We start from the raw sequence: 18,460 nt of genomic DNA on the forward strand, positions 1-18,460 counted from the left end.
GAAGAACAGACAAGTCGGAAATAACAAAAGGACGTACACCATGAGCGCTCGCAACCTGCCGGGAGTTCAGCAACAGCTGCAGCAGCTGGTCGCCAGTCCCAGCGTCAGCGCCACCAACCCCAAACTGGATATGGGTAATCGCGGCGTTATCGACCTGCTCGCCGCCTGGTTGGAAACCCTGGGCTTCAAGATTGAAATCATGCCCATGGAAGACCAGCCCCATAAAGCCAACCTGATCGCCACCCTTGGCCGGGGCGATGGCGGGCTGGTACTTGCCGGACACACCGATACCGTGCCCTACGACGACAACCGCTGGAAATCCGATCCGTTCAAACTGAGCGAGCGCGACAACCGTTTTTACGGCCTCGGCAGCACGGATATGAAAGGCTTTTTTCCGCTGGCGATCGAAGCCGCGAAAGCCTTTGCCAACAAGCCGTTGCAGCAGCCACTGATCATCCTTGCCACCGCGGACGAGGAAACCTCCATGTCCGGGGCGCGCGCACTGGTAAAGGCCGGCTTGCCCAAGGCCCGTTACGCCATCATCGGCGAACCCACCGGCTTGAAGCCCATCCGTATGCACAAGGGCATGATGATGGAACGGCTGCGCATCACCGGCCAGGCCGGCCACTCCTCCAACCCCGCGTACGGCGCCAGCGCGCTGGAGGCGATGCATACCGCGATGGGAGAAATTCTGAAACTGCGCGGAGAGTGGCAGGAACGCTACACCAATCCCGGGTTTGCCGTTCAGGTGCCGACACTCAATCTCGGCTGTATTCACGGCGGCGATAATCCAAACCGCATCTGCGGGCACACGGAACTGCAATTTGACCTGCGACCATTGCCGGGCATGCCGATGGACGAGTTGCGTGGGGAACTGCACCAGCGTCTGAAAGACGTAATAGGCGGCGAGAAGATCCAGCTGGAAATGGAATCCCTGATCGGCGGCGTGGAGGCTTTCGAAGAGCCGGCACAATCTGAGCTGGTGCGGGTAGCCGAACAGCTGACCGGGCACAGTGCCGAAAGCGTGGCCTTCGCCACCGAGGCGCCCTTCCTGCAAAAGCTCGGCATGCAGACAATCGTTCTCGGCCCCGGAGATATTGATCAGGCCCACCAGCCGGATGAATACCTCGGCCTTGAGCGGATTGATCCGATGGTCGACGTGTTGAAAGGGATGATTGGGAAGTTTTGCCTCTGACAGCGTTTAGAAGTCCGAGAGAAGGTGGCGATACCGGGTGCACTTTTGCGAGACCTTCCGCGAGAGGGGCCGAAGGCGCCGTGAATGCCTGGAGCGGCCGGGCCACCTCGCGGAAGAGTCCCCATGGATGGGTTCACGACGTGTCTCGCAAAAGTGCACCCGGTAGCGGCACCGCCACCCAGCCCGAACAAATCCCCGCTTTAACATTAACCACTGCTGCCGCAGAAAATACGGTATATTGAGCCGACTTACGATTAATCTGCAGAACACAAAAGCTCGTGAATACAGAAACCACCACCCTCAACTGGTTCAGAAACGCCGCGCCCTATATCAATGATCTGCGCGGGCGAACCCTGGTGGTTGCGATTCCGGGGGAGGGGTTCGAGCATGAGAATTTTCGCAACCTGGTACACGACCTCACTCTGTTAATCAGCCTGGGGGTAAAGCTGGTGCTGGTGCACGGGGCCCGCGCGCAGGTGAACCGCGCATTGACGGCCGCCGGTATCGAAAGCCGTTTTCAGGGCAACACCCGCATTACCGACCGCGAAACCCTGGAGGTGATCAAGGCGGTGGTGGGCAAACTGCGCTTCGAAATTGAAGCCGCGTTTTCCCAGGGGTTACCGGATTCGCCCATGGCGCGCTCCGCGCTGAAAGTGGTTTCCGGCAACTTTGTTACCGCGCGTCCGGTGGGCGTTATCGACGGCGTGGATATGCGCTGGACCGGGCAGGTGCGACGGATGGAAGTGCAGGCCATTGGCCGCGCGCTGGAGGAAAACTCCCTGGTGCTGCTGTCACCCTTTGGCACCTCCCTGACCGGCGAGCTGTTTAACCTCAACTATCTGGATCTCGCCGCCGAAGCGGCCAAGACGCTTCAGGCGGAGAAACTGATCCTGTTTCGCGACCAGCCACAACTGGAAGTCAACGGCGAGACGATTTATGACCTCAGTATCCATCAGGCGGAAGACGTTGCCGACCACCTCGATAGCGAAACACTGAGTTGCGCCATCAAAGCCTGTAACGCCGGTACGCAACGTGTGCACCTGCTGAGTTACGCAGACAATGGCGCCCTGCTGCAGGAACTGCTGAGCCGCGAGGGCGCCGGCACCATGATTTACCGGGATAGCTACGAGGTGATCCGGCGGGCGCGGATCAACGACGTGGGCGGGATTCTCGGGCTAATCCGGCCGTTGGAGAAACAGGGCATTCTGGTGCGCCGCTCGCGAGAAAAGCTTGAGTCGGAAATCGACCACTTTACCCTGGTGGAAGTGGATGGCACCCCGGTGGCCTGTGCGGCGCTGTATCCGATTCTCGACGATCAGGGCGACACCATCGCCGCGGAAATTGCCTGTGTGGCCATTCATCCGGAGTTTCGCGGCGGCGGCCGCGGTGCCAAGTTGCTGCAACATCTTGAGCGACAGGCACGGGCGCTGGATCTGGCGGACATCTATGTACTGACCACCCAGACCGAACACTGGTTTATCGAGCGCGGCTTCACCCAGATGGATGTCGCGGATCTGCCCACGAGCCGCAAGTCTCTGTACAACATTCAGCGAAATTCCCGCGTTTTACGCAAGCCGCTGAAAGCGCAATAGACTTGCATGAAAACCCACGGGAAACGGACAGGTCTTGCGCAGGATTCTCCTACTTTTGGCAACCGCGCAATAGCGCTTCCATTTTGCTAACCTGTCGCGTCCCCGGGGTACATTGCTACCCCGCCCAAACTTCGGGCAAACCACCAAATTCTGATCCACGTTCACACGTTTAGTAAGTACCGCTATGCCTCAGTACCGCTCTCGCACCTCCACCGCCGGCCGCAATATGGCCGGCGCCCGCGCCCTGTGGCGCGCCACCGGCATGAAGGATGAAGATTTCCACAAGCCGATTATTGCCGTGGCCAACTCCTTCACCCAGTTCGTGCCCGGGCACGTACACCTGAAGGACATGGGCCAGCTGGTGGCACGAGAAATCGAGAAAGCCGGCGGCGTTGCCAAAGAGTTCAACACCATCGCCGTGGACGACGGTATCGCCATGGGCCACGATGGCATGCTCTACAGCCTGCCCAGCCGCGAGATCATCGCCGACTCCGTGGAATATATGGTAAACGCCCACTGCGCCGACGCACTGGTTTGTATCTCCAACTGCGACAAAATTACCCCCGGAATGCTGATGGCGGCCCTGCGCCTGAATATCCCGGTGATCTTTGTTTCCGGTGGCCCCATGGAAGCGGGCAAAACCAAGCTAGCCGACCACAAGCTGGACCTGGTGGATGCCATGGTGATTGCCGCTACCGATGATGCCAGCGACGAAAAGGTCGCCGAGTACGAGCGCTCCGCCTGCCCCACCTGCGGTTCCTGCTCCGGCATGTTCACCGCAAACTCCATGAACTGCTTGACCGAGGCACTGGGCCTGTCTCTGCCCGGGAACGGTACCATGCTCGCTACCCACGCCGACCGCGAGCAGCTGTTCCTGCGCGCGGGCCGCGAGATCGTCGCCCTGGCCAAGCGCCATTACGAAGAGGATGACTATTCCGCCCTTCCCCGCAGCATCGCCAACCGCGCCGCGTTCAGCAATGCGATGGCCCTGGATATCGCCATGGGCGGCTCCACCAATACTATCCTGCACCTGCTGGCGGCGGCCCAGGAAGGCGAAATCGACTTTGATTTGTCCGATATCGACCGCCTGTCACGCAAGATTCCGCAGCTGTGCAAAGTGGCGCCGAACACTCAGAAATACCATATCGAAGACGTACACCGGGCGGGTGGCGTCATGTCCATCCTCGGCGAACTGGAGGCCGGCGGACTGCTGGATGCCAGCCTGCCAACGGTGTACAGCAGCTCCTTTAAAGAAGCGCTGGAAGAGTGGGATATTCGCCGTACAGATAACCCGGAAGTACACAAGTTTTTCCGTGCGGGCCCAGCCGGCATTCCTACACAAACCGCGTTCAGCCAGGACTGCCGCTGGAACAACCTAGACGGCGACCGCGAGGAGGGCTGTATCCGCTCTGTCGAGCATGCCTATTCTTCCGAGGGTGGCCTCGCGGTACTGTTCGGCAACCTCGCCCCCAACGGCTGTGTCGTAAAAACCTCCGGGGTGGAAGAAGAGCTGTGGCACTTTGAAGGCCCCGCCCACATCGTCGAAAGCCAGGAAGACGCCGTGGCGCATATTCTTGAAGGCAAGGTGAAGGAAGGTGAGGCTGTCATCGTGCGCTATGAGGGCCCCAAAGGCGGCCCGGGCATGCAGGAAATGCTGTACCCCACCAGCTACCTGAAATCCAAAGGCCTGGGTAAGTCCTGCGCGCTGATTACCGACGGCCGCTTCTCAGGTGGAACCTCAGGCCTTTCAATTGGCCACGTATCACCGGAAGCAGCCGGCGGCGGCAATATCGGTCTGGTACAGAATGGTGACCTGGTCCGTATCGATATTCCCAAGCGCCTGATCGAAATCGATATTCCGGAAGAGGAACTGCAACGCCGCCGCGACGCGATGAACGCGAAAGGTGAGGAAGGCTGGAAACCGGCGAAGGTTCGCCCGCGCAAGGTAAGCCGCGCGCTAAAAGCCTACGCATTACTGGCAACCAGTGCCGATAAAGGCGCGGTGCGAGAAATCGACTAATCCTGGGGTCACCCAGCGGCAAGATAAATAGCGGGCATTGCCCGCTATTTTTTTTGGTCCATTAATGGAGTGCACTGACGAAGTGGTTATTCTGCCAGCTTGTAAGAGATCCGGTTGCGTACACCGTGCTTTTCAACCGGCTCACCATCCACCACCGTTGGTCGGTATTTGAAGCGCTCAACGGCCTTTAACGCAGAGTGATCAAACACATCCGTCGGCGCCCCGGCGGTATCGTATCCACCCACAACCCGCGGATTCTTCACACTGCCGTTCTTGCTGATGGTGAATTCCACCACTACGTAGCCTTCGATTCCCCTGGCCATCGCACGCCGTGGGTAGCGGGGTGCCGGCTTGTAAATGGGTAGTGGATCCGCACTGATGATTGCGGTATTCACTTTGGTCCGGGTTGAAGCCGGTGGGCGAATATCCAGGGGAATAGAACCAGGCTCCACGGTGCGCTCAACAGTAGCCGGCGTCACCGGTGGCGGTAACTCCTGTGGTTTACTAACGGTCTCCTGCCGATGCACCGTAGGCTTTACATCCGGCATATGAATCGGTGCAACTTTTGGAGGAGGCTCCACAAGTGGTGCTTCAAAGTCAGTGGCGATCAGCTGCGACATACCGAACAACAGTAATCCGGTAACCCCCAGGGCCATCGCCAGGTTGCGCACGGCGGCGGTAGATTGAATGGGTATTGAAAGATCTGAAACGGAATTGGGCGGATAAGCCAGCTCCATAACACCTCTCCTTTTTATTTTCAGGTGTTGTTTGAAACGCACCGGCGCACGGGGTGAGTCGGTGCGATGGAAAAAGCTGATCAGCTACCTACATTTCTAGTTGAATCCGGCGAAATTGCAAATAATTCCCATTAATCGATCAAAATTATGCCAATCCTGTTCAGACGCAAAAAAAAAGGCCGCACAGTGTGCGGCCTTTCTTTGGAAAAACATCCGGTCAATGTAGGGTTTTACATTGCCAGCTGTCTCTCACGCTCCTGCTCACCTTCTACGAAAGTGATCCACTGTTTGGCAAACTTCTCGGAACGTTTGTCTTCCAGGGCTTTCTTGAAGTTCTTGAGCGAGGCGTCGTACTTCTTCAGGTTGGCGTTCGCCATACCCAGCACGATGTAGAGCTGATCCGGACGCTTGATATCGCCCTTCTTCAGCGCCTTGGTACCCATATCCAGAGCTTCTTTATTCTTGTCCAGGTCCAGGTAGATACCGGCCAGACGGGAATAAAGGTCACCCTTGTCGGACATACCTGCAGCAGCTTCCAGTTCAGGGATCGATTTTTGCAGCTCCTGAGCCATCTGGTATGCCTGAGCCAGGGTTTCCAGATTTTTGGAGTTGCGGGCAATCTTCTTCTCGCTCATGCCCTTGTCGATCACTTTGGCACCCTTGTACGGCATTTCTGCACCCATAAAGAGGTAAGCCATGTTCAACAGCTCTTTCTCTTTTTGCAGGGCACCGGCAATGTAGGCAGCTTCCATCATGTGAAGCATATCGTCTTCACGCTTCAGCTCACCGTACATACCCGCCAGCTGTTTGTAGTACTCCCCTTTCGGGTAATACTTGACCAGCTTTTCCAGGATATTGGCCACTTGCTTGTAGTCGTTTTTCTCGTAGTAGAGGAAACGCTGCAGGCCCAGCCAGTTCTCCTTCGGGGTCTTGCCTTCTTTTTCGTACATGGACACGGCCTGATTGATATCGGCCAGTGCCTTGTTGTTGTCGCCCAGCTGGTAATAAGCCTGGGCGCGCAGGGCGTAGGAATCCGCGTTGATATTGTCGGCTACCTTGAACCAGCGGTTCAGGTAGTTGACAGCCTGCTTGTAATCTTCTGTAACGAAGTAAAGCTGGGCCACGGTTAGCAGCGTACCCACTTCCAGTGCTACCGGCAGGTTCTGTTCACCCTGATCCAGCACTTTCTTGTAGTAGGTAATCGCCTGCGGATACTTCTCCATGCTGTAGTAAACAAAGCCGTAGAAGTAGTACATCTGCGCGGTTTCATAACCGTTCAGCTTGTCCTTACCCGCTTCCATTTCCCGCAGTGCCGCCAGGGCAGCCGGCCAGTTCTGGGCATCAGCAGCTTCCTGGGCCTTGCCCAGGTGCTTGAATGCACTTTCGCGCATGGAAGGCGTTTTGCGGGTCTTCTGCTCGCTCTGGGCCTCAGCCTGAGCGAAAGAAGTGGAAACACCCACGGCCTCCAGCACGGTTACACTCACTGCCGGCGCCAGGACCAGGGGCAGCGCTACGGACGTGCGCAGGACGAGCCTGGAGAGGCCTTTCGTCACGGTCGTCATATTCATATGCGTCCCCTATCTTATTGCGCCATATTGAAGCTGATCTTGGTTTTTACACCAGGCACTTCAATCGGTTCACCGTCAACAACCCGCGGCTTGTACTTGTACTTCAACGCGGACTTCACAGCAGCGCGGTTGAAGATGGTGGTGGGGTTGCCGTCTTTGGTGAAGGCTTCCACAACACGCGGATCACGTACAGAACCGTTTTTGGTTACCGTGTATTCCACAACAACCCAGCCTTCGATACCGCGCTGCAAGGCGCGACGTGGATACTGGGGCTGAACCTTCACGATAGGCAGGTAGTCACCTTCGGAAGCGAAGCCGCCGATACCACCTACGTTCAGGTCGGCATTGGCAGTCGGTGCAGACATGTTCAGGGCATTGTCTACGTCCGGCTGGTCAAACTCCGGCTCCGGCATATCGGGTGGCGGCTGCTCGGGCTCGTCGGGCTTATCCGGTTTGCTGGTGTCGTATTGCGTTTCGATCTTCGTTTCCGGCATCACGATATCGGCCACTTTGATCTGCTCCTCGTCATCGGGAGCTTTCATATTGGCTTCAATCAGCGCATGCATGGTGAAGATCAGGGCAATGGTGGTGACTACTGCCAGCGCACCCGCCCCTACTAGTCTTACCGGGTTCATAGCTGTTAACTCTTCTCTGTAGCGACCGACACTTTCTCGATTCCGATCTTCCTGGCCGCGTCCGCGATCAGGGCAACCTTCTCGATACTCGCCTTTTTATCGGGCTGAATAACCAACCACCCCTTGGGGTTTTCCGCGTAGAGACGCTCCAGGGTGTTTTTCACCAGGCGGTCATCTACCTGCTCTTTGGCAATCCAGATTTCGTTGTTGTCGTTAATCGCTACCAGAATAGAGGCGGCTTTGAGATCAGCGGTTGTCGCTTCCGGCTTCAGAACATCGACACCTGGCTCCTTGATAAAGGTCGCGGTGACGATGAAGAAGATCAGCATGATGAACACCACGTCCAGCATGGGCGTGAGGTCAATCGCTTGCCCTTCTTCTTCCGCCGTATTCTGTTTTCTGCTCATTGCAACTCTCTCTAGCAAAATGCTAATAGCGAGATTTGGCCCTGAAGCTCCCACTGACACAGAGTGAAAATGGAAGCTTCCGTGTTGGCTAAACCTTCTCGGTTACCGCCGCACTCGTTCGATTGCGGCAGCAACACACTTGTGGTGCCTTAGTGATCCATCGTCAGATGGTCTTCCAGCAGCTGGCTTTCACGCTGGGCGGTACGGGTGATATAGGTGTTAGCAAATACACCGGACAGTGCGGTTACCATGCCCGCCATTGTCGGGATGGTCGCCATGGATACACCACTGGCCATTTGCTTGGCATCACCACCGCCGGTGATCGCGAGAACCTCAAACACGTTGATCATGCCCCAAACGGTACCCAGGAGGCCGAACAACGGCGCCAGGGCTACACAGGTCTGGATCATGTCCAAGTTGCTGTCGATTTTCTCGGATACCCGGGAAATCAGCGCGTAGCGGATCTGGTGGGCACCCCAGGATTTGCGCTCGGGGCGCGCTTCCCAGGTGTCCACAGCGCCCTGAACATCACTCTTCAGGCCACTCTTGAAGTAGAAGAACCGCTCGAAAATCAGCGTCCACATAAAGAAGGTCAGGCCGGCGATCAGGAGTAGTACTGGCCCGCCCGACGCCATAAAGGCGACAACGGCGGCCCATGCGTCATTCAATGCGTGCATGTTGCCGCCTCCTCTTATTTACGCTCAGCGTTTTCTGCAACGATACCGGCACTCTGCTCGTCCAGAATGTGCAGGATACGCTTGGCGCGGCCGTTCACTACGGTGTGCAGCAGTACAGTCGGGATAGCGACACACAGACCCAGAACGGTGGTTACCAGTGCAGAGGAGATACCGCCAGCCATTGCTTTAGGATCGCCCGCGCCGAAGATGGTGATCGCCTGGAAGGTTACGATCATACCGGTAACGGTACCCAGCAGACCCAGCAGCGGGGCTACCATCGCGATGATCTTCAGCAGGTTCAGACCGGATTCGATGGCCGGACGCTCTTTCAGCACCGCCTCTTCCATCTTCAGTTCCAGAGTCTCACCGTCTACGCCTTTGTTCTCTTCGGCTACAGCCAGAACACGACCCAGCGGGTTGTTGGTGTTCGGAGTAGAGGAACGCAGCTGAGCGTTAACTTTGGCGTTAACACCAGACAGTACGATCAGACGCCAGATAGCCAGCAGGATAGCGAATACACCCACCGCAGTGATGATGTAACCCACTTTGTCACCCTGGTGCCAGCGCTCAACAATGCTCGGGCTGTTGATCATGGCTTTCAGGTAGGAACCGCCGGTAGGACCAGTGGGGTCAACACCGAAGGCGGTGAAACCGCTGGTAGCTGCCTGCAGGTTCGAAGCCATTTTCTGGAAGTGACCATCAGGCTGGCGGATCAGTTCTGCCATCTTCTGGTTGTCGTTCATTTCCAGGTACTTGCCGTTGGAAACCAGGTTGAAGTTACCAACACGTACCACTTCCTGCTCAACCTGTTCACCGTCAGGCAGAATTACAGTGCCGTTAAACTTCACAACCTTACCGGCTTCTACGGTTTCACGCTGCAGTTCGAACCACAAACGCTCAATTTCCGGAATAGTCGGCAGTTTGGTAGCAGAGTTCATTTTGTCGATCAGCTGATCGAGGAACTCAGCACGGCCCGGGTACTGGGCGGAAACCAGAGAGCCGTCCAGGTTAGCGCGCAAGTCGCCAGCGGTGGAGGTCAGGTGACCGAACAGCTCTTTCAGAGAACCCAGACGCTGATCAAGCGCTTCGCGTTTCTGTTGAACCAGCAGTTCCTGGTCTTCGTACTTCTTCTCCAGCGCCGCGGAGCGGGCTTCTTCGGAAGCGCGCGTGTTTTCAGCCTGGCTCAGCAGGGAGGACTGATTAGCTTTCTGACGACGGAAGTCGGCTTCGCGTTTTTTGTGCTCGGCAGACTCGGAGATCTTGGAGCTCTGAACCATCTTCAGCAGCTGGTCCAGGGAGGAGGCTTTGTCCTGGGCAACAGCGGAAACGCTGATCAGGCCAGCAGCCGCTACGGCGAGAACGCTTTTGGCGATAGAGGTTTTCATTGCGCAGCCTCCGGAGCAGTAATCGGCAAAGTCATGATGTCGGTAGTAGCCTGTTTCTTGGCGATTTTCAGACCCTGCATGATGGCGCGACGGTATTCGCCGGAGTCAATCTCAACCCAGGCTTTCTGTTCTTTGTCATAGGCCAGGGAGATTTTGGAGTCAGTGGTCTGAGCTACCAGAGCGATACGACCAACCTGCAGTACGTTTACTTCGCGATCCTGACCGTTCACGTTCAGGGTGTCGCCGTAGCTGTCGATCTTACGGGCGTATTCAGATTCGAAATTGTACAGTTCCAGCACCTGACGGAATTTTTCCGCTACAGTGATATCGGAACGGTCCATATTGTTCTTAACTCCTTCGAGGTTGGCCTTACGCTCGGCCAGCTTGAAGGGGGCATCCAGTTCGATGAACTGCTCCAGACCGTCCAGCATACGCAGGATCAGCGGCTGGATCTGACGCTCGATAACGGTTACCTGATCGATGGACTCGTCGAGATCCTTGATCACGGCCAGCTGGTTGGCCAGCTGTTTCTCGAGCTGACGGTTGTATACACGCAGACCGTCGATCTCTTTGTTTACTACCTTGAACTGCTGAAGCAGGTCGGAGGTTTCCTGAGCGATCTTGTCGATGCGCTTTTGAGATGCAGTGGCAGCAGCAGTTTTCTGCTCGCCAACCTTGAGTACGGTGTTGAGTGTGTCCGCAGTGGCTACGCTACCGTACAGTGCGCCGGCAGACAGCGCAGTGGTCAGCGCCACAGCCATGAATCGCTTGGTTTTCATTAGACCCCCCAGTGGGTTCAATATTTCACAACATGGTCGCGATGGATTAGCTGCCACAACGCGGTAGTTTTTGGTTTGAAGACAGCTAAGAGCCGCACATTGTAAACAGCCGATTTGATTATTCAAATGCGGATTGACTACGCCGTCCCGCCTGTGTAGCAAGGTAACACCCGGGTAACACCCGCGGGGTTCATGCACACATTTGCGGCGATCTACACTGTGCAACATTTGACCAACCCTACCCGAAAGAGCATTTTTTGGTCAAATTGTTTTTAAATAAACCTGTCGTACTGGACTAAGCAGTAGTTGTATTCATCCCGTTCCGAGGCCGGGTAACAGTCCCGGGCGACTTCTTGCCAGCCATTGCCGAACTCGGGGAAGAAGGCGTCTCCCTCCACTTCCGCATCCACCTCGGTGATATACAGCCGACGGGCCAGTGGCAGCGCCTGGCGATAGATCTCGGCGCCGCCGATCACCATCAACTCCCCCTGCCCCACTTCTTTTGCAGCGCGATCTGCCAATTTCAGGGCCGAATTTAGAGAGCTAACCACTTCAACGCCGTCTGCGCGCCAGTCGCTATTGCGGGTTATCACGATGTTCAGGCGCCCGGGCAGCGGTCGGCCGATGGATTCGAAGGTCTTGCGCCCCATCACCACAGGCTTGCCGAGGGTGGTGCGCTTGAAGAACTGCAGATCCCCGGAGATTTTCCACGGCAGTGCATTTCCGCGGCCAATGGCCCGGTTGTGCGCCATCGCCACAATCATGGCGACCGGAGTTTCGATCGAGATCTCGTCCGCCGCCATCAGACTGCCACCGGTGCCGGAATATGCGGGTGGGCTTCGTAGCCCTTGAGCTCGAAGTCCTCGAAACGGAACTCGAACAGGTCTTTGACATCCGGGTTCAGCACCATCTGCGGCAGCGGCAGTGGCTCGCGGGCGAGCTGCTGCTCCACCTGCTCTGCGTGGTTGGAATAGAGATGCGCATCACCAAAGGTGTGCACGAAATCCCCCGGCTCCAGGCCACAGACCTGCGCCAGCATCAGCGTCAGCAGACTATAGGAGGCGATATTGAAAGGCACACCGAGAAAGATATCGGCGCTGCGCTGGTACAGCTGGCAGGACAGTTTGCCGTCCGCCACATAAAACTGGAACAGGGCGTGACAGGGCGCCAGTGCCATCTTGCCGGCGCGGGCGTTGTCGCTTGGCGAAACGCCTTCATCCGGTAGATCCGACGGGTTCCAGGCACTGACAATCAGTCGGCGGGAATCCGGGCGGGTCTTTAGCTGGTGAACCAGCTCCTTGATCTGGTCGATATGACGGCCGTCGGCCGTGGGCCAGGAGCGCCATTGATAGCCGTACACCGGCCCCAGATCCCCCTCTTCCGTCGCCCACTCGTCCCAGATGCGCACACCGCTCTCCTTCAGGTAGGCGATATTGGTATCGCCCTTGAGGAACCACAGCAGCTCGTGAATGATGGAGCGCAAATGACATTTCTTGGTGGTGATCAGCGGGAATCCTTCGGCAAGGTCGAAGCGCATCTGATAGCCAAATACGCTGCGGGTGCCAGTACCGGTGCGGTCGCTTTTGAGGGTGCCGTTGTCGCGCACGTGGCGCATCAGGTCGAGATATTGCTTCATCTATATACAGGTCTTTAAATCGAATACCAGTGAGTGGGCCATTATTTGGCCGCACTCTTTTTCAGTTTGCCGGCACTTTTGCTGGTCTCGGGCTTGGATTCGGGCTCTTCACCCTGACCGCGCCCCTCCGGCAGCGGCTGGGTGCGGTAGCTCCAGATCAGGAGCAGGATTCCGCCGACAATCATCGGCAGGCACAGTAACTGGCCGCGGGTGAGCCAGCCAAACATCACTTCGATACCCACATCCGGCTGACGAACGAATTCCACCAGGAAACGGAAAACGCCATACAGGAGGACAAACAGACCGCCTACCGCCAGACGCGGACGCGGCTTGCTGGAGTAAATCCACAAAACCACAAACAGCACCAGCCCCTCGAGAAAGGCCTGATACAGCTGTGAAGGGTGGCGCACCAGCAGCTCCGGGTCACGGGGGAATACCATACCCCAGGGGCCATCAGTCTCGCGGCCCCACAGCTCCTGCCCAATAAAGTTACCGACACGGCCAAGACCGAGGCCGATGGGTACCAGCGGCGCCACGAAATCGATCAGTGCCGGGAAGGTCGTGCCGATCTTGCGGGCATAGATGGTGGCCGCCAGCATCACGCCGATCAGGCCGCCGTGGAAACTCATACCCCCTTCCCACACCTTGAACAGGCTGAGAGGGTGGGCCAGCAACTCGCTGAAGTTATAAAAGAACATGTAGCCGAGGCGCCCGCCTACCACCACGCCGATGGCACAGAACAGAATCAGGTCCTCCACCTCCGACTTGATTACCGGCGACCAGGGCTTCTGTGCCCGGCGCATGGCCAGCCACCAGGCGGCGGCGAAGCCAGCCAGGTACATCAGTCCATACCAGTGAATCTTGAGTGGCCCAATGGCCAATGCGACGGGATCGATCTCGGGGTACGTCAGCATGCTGAAACCGCGGTTGGTAAAATTGGGCGTTATTATGGCACTGACAAAATGACGATTGCGAGCTGACATGTGCCTGCTGTTGATTGCCTATGGGCAACACCCCCGATTTCCCCTGCTGATTCTCGCCAACCGGGACGAATTCTATTCCCGCGCTACCGAGTCCGCGCACCACTGGCCGGACGGCCGGATTACCGCGGGCCGGGACCTGGAAGCAGGTGGCACCTGGCTGGGGGTCTCGACGGGTGGCAGGGTGGCCGCGGTAACCAATGTGCGGGAGCCGCAGATGCCCGAACCGCGAGATGTCCTGTCTCGCGGAGAGATTCCGGTCAACTTCCTTGCCAGTGACCAGGCGCCGGAGTCCTTCGCCCGGAATATTGCCGGGGAGCGGTACCGGGGCTTCAACGCCCTTCTCTTCGACGCGTCACTCCTGGAATCAGCTGACAAGCCTCTGATCTGCGCGGGCAACCGCCACCAGCCATTTGCCATGCCGCCGGGCGTGCACGGTATTTCCAATGGGGCACCGGATGCTCCATGGCCCAAGGTCACTCGTGGTTGCCAGGCCCTGTCCGAGCTGGTTGCGGCGCTACCCGCATCACTGGACCGGGGCAATTTCGTTTCCCCGGCTCTGGCACTGCTTGCCGACACCCGGCGGGGGCCTGCCACTCAGCTGCCGGACACCGGTGTTGGCCGGGCAATGGAGTCCGCCCTGTCATCGATTTTCGTACGAATCGACGCAGACGATACGCTACCGGGCAGTTCACTGACGGCCGGTTACGGTACCCGGGTAAGCTCACTGGTCGCCGTCGACACCGACGGCGATGTGCAATTCTGGGAACAGGCCTACCTCAACGGACGGGTCAGTGGGTCCCCCGCTTATTTCCACCTGCCGGCGGCATGACCCGGCAGCCGTGACCGTGTTCCGCAGTTCAGGTCCAGGTCCCCGTCCACGCCTCAAAATGCGCCAGCCTGACGCCAATCTACCCCACCGGTTTGCGGCCTAACGCGAGGCGCGCCAGCAACCTAAGGTTAAATGATTCCAACGCCAAGCAAATTTCGCATTTGTTGCCATACTTAAATTCACAGGCAGGCGGATGTTGAGAAACGCGCAAGGCGACGTTCTCGGTACCCGCTTTAATAAAAGGAAGGTCGCGCGGGATGCTCGGCTAAGGTGCGCCGTCGCCGGAATTCGTTCTGGCGATTTGATGTGGATAGGTGCGCCGAAGGTTGGGAAGGTATGAACGATCGGGCCCCGGCTTCCGCACTGTAAACCGGCGCCCTGCAGTATCGCTGAGGTACCATGTCATATTTCATTCCAGAGCGTCGCAAACGCAAATCACCGCTGCCGCTGATTTTTCTCGGCAGCCTGTGCGTGTTCGCCCTCTATTACGCTTTCACTGCCAATCAGAAAACGGTCCCGGTTCTGCCGGAGAATGCCGTGCGCCCACACCTGGTGAACTGGCTGGAGAGCAACCCTGACGCCTGGCCCGCTCAGGACCCCATCTTCAACCCGGTGGCGGTGCGCCGTATCTATCGCCGCACCGACTACCGGTTGCTGTGGTTCGATAACTACAGCCTGAGCGACACCGCGAACGATCTGCTCAAGCAGCTCACCGCATCCAGCTCCGGCAACCCCAGCAGCATGGTGGATTACCGCTATCACCTGGGCTACTTCGACCGCACCCTGCGCGATACCCCGCAGCGCCTGCAAATGGCCGCGGTGCTCGATGTGCTGCTCACCGACGCGTTTATCTCCTACGCCCAGGACACTCAGCTGGACAAGTTGCGTCCACAGGCCCCGGAGCAGCAACCCCGCCTGCGTCTGCGCAAGAAGGACATCACCCCAGTCAACCTGACCGAGGGCGGCTTCCAGATGGCCAGCGCCGGCACCGAAGACCTCATCGACAGGGCAGCCCCGACGCTTTATGCAGCCAACGACAGTGGCCGCCAGTACTTCCGCGGCTACAACCGCGGTGGCCAGTCCGTAGACCGTTCTCGCTACTACACCCAGCGCTCCTCTCAAGGCCAGCAAGGCCGGGTGTACAGCAGCGGCTCGCGCTACGGCACCAGCCACAGTGCGCGCTACTCCACCCGCAGCTATCCACAGTCCTACCCCCGCGTGATGCCGCGCTTCCGCAACCTGTCCGAGGAAGGTTCGGGCCTGACACCGTCCCACGGTGAGGGGATGTACCGGGAGGAAAACACCCCGTTCGGCAGCGATGCCCAGGCCCTGCGCCAGGAGCTGGCCCGCTACCGCAACATGGCCGCATCCGGCCAGTGGCGCCCGCTTCCCGCCGGCCCGGCAATGACCCTCGGTGCCAAGCACGCGAATGTAATCCACCTGCGCAACCTGTTGTCGGTGTACGGGGACTATTACAGCTACGGTGGCGAGACCAACAGCAACCGCTTTGACCAGCGCCTGCACGATGCGGTAGTGCGCTTCCAGCGACGCCACGGCCTCAAGCCCGATGGTATCGTTGGCAAGCAGACTCGCCAGCGCATGAATATCTCGCCCTCCGCCCGTGCGCACATTATCGAGGCCAATATCCGCCGCCGGGAAAAACTGCCGGCCAACCTGGGGGACCGCTTTATCCAGGTGAACATTCCCGGGTACAGCCTCAACTATGTGGAGCAAGATCGCATCAAGCTCTCCATGAACGTGGTGGTGGGCAAGAAGATTCACCAGACACCGGAAATCAATACCCGTGTCGCCCGCGTGGTCTTCAACCCCACCTGGACCGTGCCTCGCAGCATCCTGGTGAACGAGATTCTGCCCAAGGCCCGGGCCAACCCGCACGGCATGGAAAACATGGGTTACCGGGTGGTCAATGGCAGTGGTGAATACCTGCCGCTGAACTCCCAGAACCTGAAGCGCGCGGCGGCTGGCGGCTTCCTTATGCGCCAGAAGGGTGGCGAGCAGAATATCCTCGGCCGGGTGAAGTTCGAGATCCCCAATGGCGACGATATCTACCTGCACGACACCCGTGCCAAGAGCCTGTTCAGCCTCACCGATCGGGACTACAGCCACGGCTGTGTGCGCCTGGAGAAACCGCGCCAGCTGGCCGAAGTGCTGCTGCGGGACGAGCCCGGCGACTGGAGCCGCTATCGCATCGAGCAGCTCACCACCGGTGACAACACTACCGAGGTGCGCATGAGCAAGAATGTGAAGGTGTATCTGACCTACTGGACAGCCTGGGTAAACGGCGAAGGGCGCATGAACTTCCGCCCGGATATCTACGGCAAAGATGGCCTCGCCGCAAACCAGTTCTAAGCGCACTCCACAACCGCAGGCGGTGCCACCACTCACCGCCCTGCGTCCGACTTCTCTCACTGCCCACTGAATTGCCGGGTGGAGGAACCACCCGGCCCCTTTCTCCTGCCAACCGCCCCACTGCCACCAATACCGACCCGCGCGCCACCCCCTCACAGCCCAGTGCTCACCGAGCATATTCCGAAAGATCCCGAGAACCCCCCGCGGCATACCCCAATCGTATTTGGCGCCAATCCAGTCACAAATTACCAATTAAGACACTGCGCGCAGCCGCGCGCGCCGAAGGTTGAGTGGTTTACGGGGCTGAATCCTTAGTCCCGACAGCGACAGGGGTCAGAGATGGGTAGCAAGTTGGGAATTCCAGCCAGCATTGGCGCAGCGATGGTTCTGTCGCTGTCCGTCGATGCTCTGGCGATGGACGAAGAGGTACCGGCACGGGAACAGCAGTCCGGCTCGCAGCAAATCGAAAGTAAACGGCCAGCGCAAAAAACAGAAAAAGCGGACCAAACAGACTCTTTCACACCCTACAGCCCTTTCACCCCCTATGGACGCCAGTATGCGCTGATGCGCGAAGAACTTGCGCGCTACCGGGCCCTCAGTGCGGGTGAGGACTGGCAACCGCTGCCTTCTGGCCAGGCCCTGGCGCCGGGCATGCGCGACGAGCGCGTCAGGGTCCTGCGCAGCCTGCTGATGCAGTATGGAGACCTGGCCCTGGTCGACGATATGTCCGGTAGCAGCCTCGACAAGCAACAGGATACAAGTGCCACCAAGAACCCGGCGGACCTCTACGATCAGCAGGTACGCAATGCCGTGAAGCGCTTCCAGCGCCGCCACGGCCTGCGCGCCGATGGAATCGTCAATACCCACACCCGCAACGCCCTCAACACACCACCGGCCAAACGCCTGGCCACGCTGGAAGCCAATCTCCAGCGCTGGCAACAGATGCCGAAGGACCTGGGGCCGCGCTACCTGCTGGTCAATATTCCCGAGTACACCCTGCGCCTGATGGACGGCGAGGAAGAGCAATACCGCATGCGCGTGGTGGTCGGCAAAACCGAGCACCAGACACCCCAGTTGAGCACCCGCCTCACCCGGGTCGTGTTCAACCCTACCTGGACGGTGCCGCGCAATATCGCCGTGCGTGAGCTGTTACCCAAAGGCTCCGGCAACCTGTCTGCGGGGGGCTATCGACTGATTAACAACCGCGGCAAATCGGTCCCTTTCAGCGGCGCCAACCTGCGCGCACTGCGCCTGGGTAGCATCGCGCTCCAGCAGCGCGGTGGAGCCGGCAATGCACTGGGGCGGTTCAAGTTTGTGATTCCAAATCAGCAGGCCATATTCCTCCATGATACGCAGAAAAAAAACCTTTTCGGGCGCAGCCAACGCGCTTTTAGTCACGGCTGTGTGCGGCTGGAAAAACCTGACGAACTAGCCCGCATTGTTCTCGCCCAGCAAAGCCAACCCGGCAAATGGGATAGCGATCGTCTGGCGCGCTACACCACTGGAAGTCGCACACGCTCCGTCGCACTCGAGCAGCCGATCCCCGTGCATATCGTGTACTGGACCGCCTGGGTGGACGAAGAAGGACAGCTGAACTTTCGGCCGGACATATACCAGCGTGACCAGCTAAATGCCGAATGAGAACTG

Annotated in this window: 16 protein-coding genes; 6 read left to right on the top strand and 10 right to left on the bottom strand. The window is 58.3% G+C overall.

Going from position 1 to position 18,460, the window contains the following annotated elements; all coding sequences use genetic code 11:
- The first annotated feature begins 40 nt into the window (after window positions 1-40).
- The 3 genes from argE to ilvD all read left to right on the top strand — a co-directional run bounded on the left by argE (window position 41) and on the right by ilvD (window position 4,807).
- On the top strand, window positions 41-1,195 hold the full coding sequence (argE, locus tag ACYX4K_RS12675) for an acetylornithine deacetylase (RefSeq protein ID WP_475091761.1): 1,155 nt from the start codon (window positions 41-43) through the stop codon (window positions 1,193-1,195).
- Between the two features lie 278 nt (window positions 1,196-1,473).
- Entirely contained in the window at window positions 1,474-2,787 is a 1,314-nt protein-coding gene (gene argA, locus ACYX4K_RS12680; protein WP_475091760.1) for an amino-acid N-acetyltransferase, read from the top strand.
- A 184-nt stretch (window positions 2,788-2,971) separates the two neighbouring features.
- The gene (gene ilvD / locus ACYX4K_RS12685) at window positions 2,972-4,807 is read left to right on the top strand and encodes a dihydroxy-acid dehydratase (protein WP_475091759.1); all 1,836 of its coding nucleotides are present in this window, start codon (window positions 2,972-2,974) and stop codon (window positions 4,805-4,807) included.
- Between the two features lie 86 nt (window positions 4,808-4,893).
- On the opposite strand, the gene ACYX4K_RS12690 is transcribed toward ilvD, so the two are convergent.
- From ACYX4K_RS12690 to lgt, 10 genes are all read right to left on the bottom strand, one after another.
- Window positions 4,894-5,544 carry an energy transducer TonB gene (locus ACYX4K_RS12690; RefSeq protein ID WP_475091758.1) on the bottom strand — a complete coding sequence of 217 codons (651 nt, stop codon included), beginning with the start codon at window positions 5,542-5,544 and terminating at the stop codon, window positions 4,894-4,896.
- Window positions 5,545-5,774: 230 nt separating this feature from the next.
- On the bottom strand, window positions 5,775-7,112 hold the full coding sequence (locus ACYX4K_RS12695; protein ID WP_475091757.1) for a tetratricopeptide repeat protein: 1,338 nt from the start codon (window positions 7,110-7,112) through the stop codon (window positions 5,775-5,777).
- Between the two features lie 14 nt (window positions 7,113-7,126).
- Window positions 7,127-7,747, bottom strand: a complete 621-nt coding sequence (locus ACYX4K_RS12700) for an energy transducer TonB (RefSeq protein WP_475091756.1) — start codon at window positions 7,745-7,747, stop codon at window positions 7,127-7,129.
- Window positions 7,748-7,752: 5 nt separating this feature from the next.
- Complete coding sequence (locus tag ACYX4K_RS12705) at window positions 7,753-8,154, bottom strand: ExbD/TolR family protein (RefSeq protein ID WP_043319449.1); 402 nt, start codon at window positions 8,152-8,154, stop codon at window positions 7,753-7,755.
- Between the two features lie 149 nt (window positions 8,155-8,303).
- Window positions 8,304-8,831: a MotA/TolQ/ExbB proton channel family protein gene (locus tag ACYX4K_RS12710; RefSeq protein ID WP_475091755.1), complete on the bottom strand. Its 528-nt coding sequence runs from the start codon at window positions 8,829-8,831 to the stop codon at window positions 8,304-8,306.
- Between the two features lie 14 nt (window positions 8,832-8,845).
- Complete coding sequence (locus ACYX4K_RS12715) at window positions 8,846-10,216, bottom strand: MotA/TolQ/ExbB proton channel family protein (protein WP_475091753.1); 1,371 nt, start codon at window positions 10,214-10,216, stop codon at window positions 8,846-8,848.
- Entirely contained in the window at window positions 10,213-10,995 is a 783-nt protein-coding gene (locus tag ACYX4K_RS12720) for a DUF3450 domain-containing protein (RefSeq protein ID WP_475091752.1), read from the bottom strand. The genes ACYX4K_RS12715 and ACYX4K_RS12720 overlap by 4 nt, the downstream gene beginning before the upstream one ends.
- A gap of 272 nt (window positions 10,996-11,267) precedes the next feature.
- Entirely contained in the window at window positions 11,268-11,798 is a 531-nt protein-coding gene (locus ACYX4K_RS12725) for a dihydrofolate reductase (protein WP_475091751.1), read from the bottom strand.
- Window positions 11,798-12,631: a thymidylate synthase gene (locus tag ACYX4K_RS12730; RefSeq protein WP_475091750.1), complete on the bottom strand. Its 834-nt coding sequence runs from the start codon at window positions 12,629-12,631 to the stop codon at window positions 11,798-11,800. The genes ACYX4K_RS12725 and ACYX4K_RS12730 overlap by 1 nt, the downstream gene beginning before the upstream one ends.
- A gap of 41 nt (window positions 12,632-12,672) precedes the next feature.
- A complete protein-coding gene (gene lgt / locus ACYX4K_RS12735; RefSeq protein WP_475091749.1) occupies window positions 12,673-13,545 on the bottom strand; it encodes a prolipoprotein diacylglyceryl transferase in 873 nt (290 codons plus the stop codon).
- Between the two features lie 67 nt (window positions 13,546-13,612).
- On the opposite strand from lgt, the gene ACYX4K_RS12740 reads away from it, so the two are divergent.
- The 3 genes from ACYX4K_RS12740 (at window position 13,613) to ACYX4K_RS12750 (ending at window position 18,454) form a co-directional block, all read left to right on the top strand.
- Window positions 13,613-14,443: an NRDE family protein gene (locus tag ACYX4K_RS12740; RefSeq protein WP_475091748.1), complete on the top strand. Its 831-nt coding sequence runs from the start codon at window positions 13,613-13,615 to the stop codon at window positions 14,441-14,443.
- A 399-nt stretch (window positions 14,444-14,842) separates the two neighbouring features.
- The gene (locus ACYX4K_RS12745; protein WP_476178704.1) at window positions 14,843-16,813 is read left to right on the top strand and encodes a L,D-transpeptidase family protein; all 1,971 of its coding nucleotides are present in this window, start codon (window positions 14,843-14,845) and stop codon (window positions 16,811-16,813) included.
- 339 nt (window positions 16,814-17,152) lie between these two features.
- Complete coding sequence (locus ACYX4K_RS12750; RefSeq protein WP_475091746.1) at window positions 17,153-18,454, top strand: L,D-transpeptidase family protein; 1,302 nt, start codon at window positions 17,153-17,155, stop codon at window positions 18,452-18,454.
- Window positions 18,455-18,460 lie beyond the last annotated feature (6 nt).

This window comes from Microbulbifer sp. ABF4_107 (genome assembly GCF_056312215.1).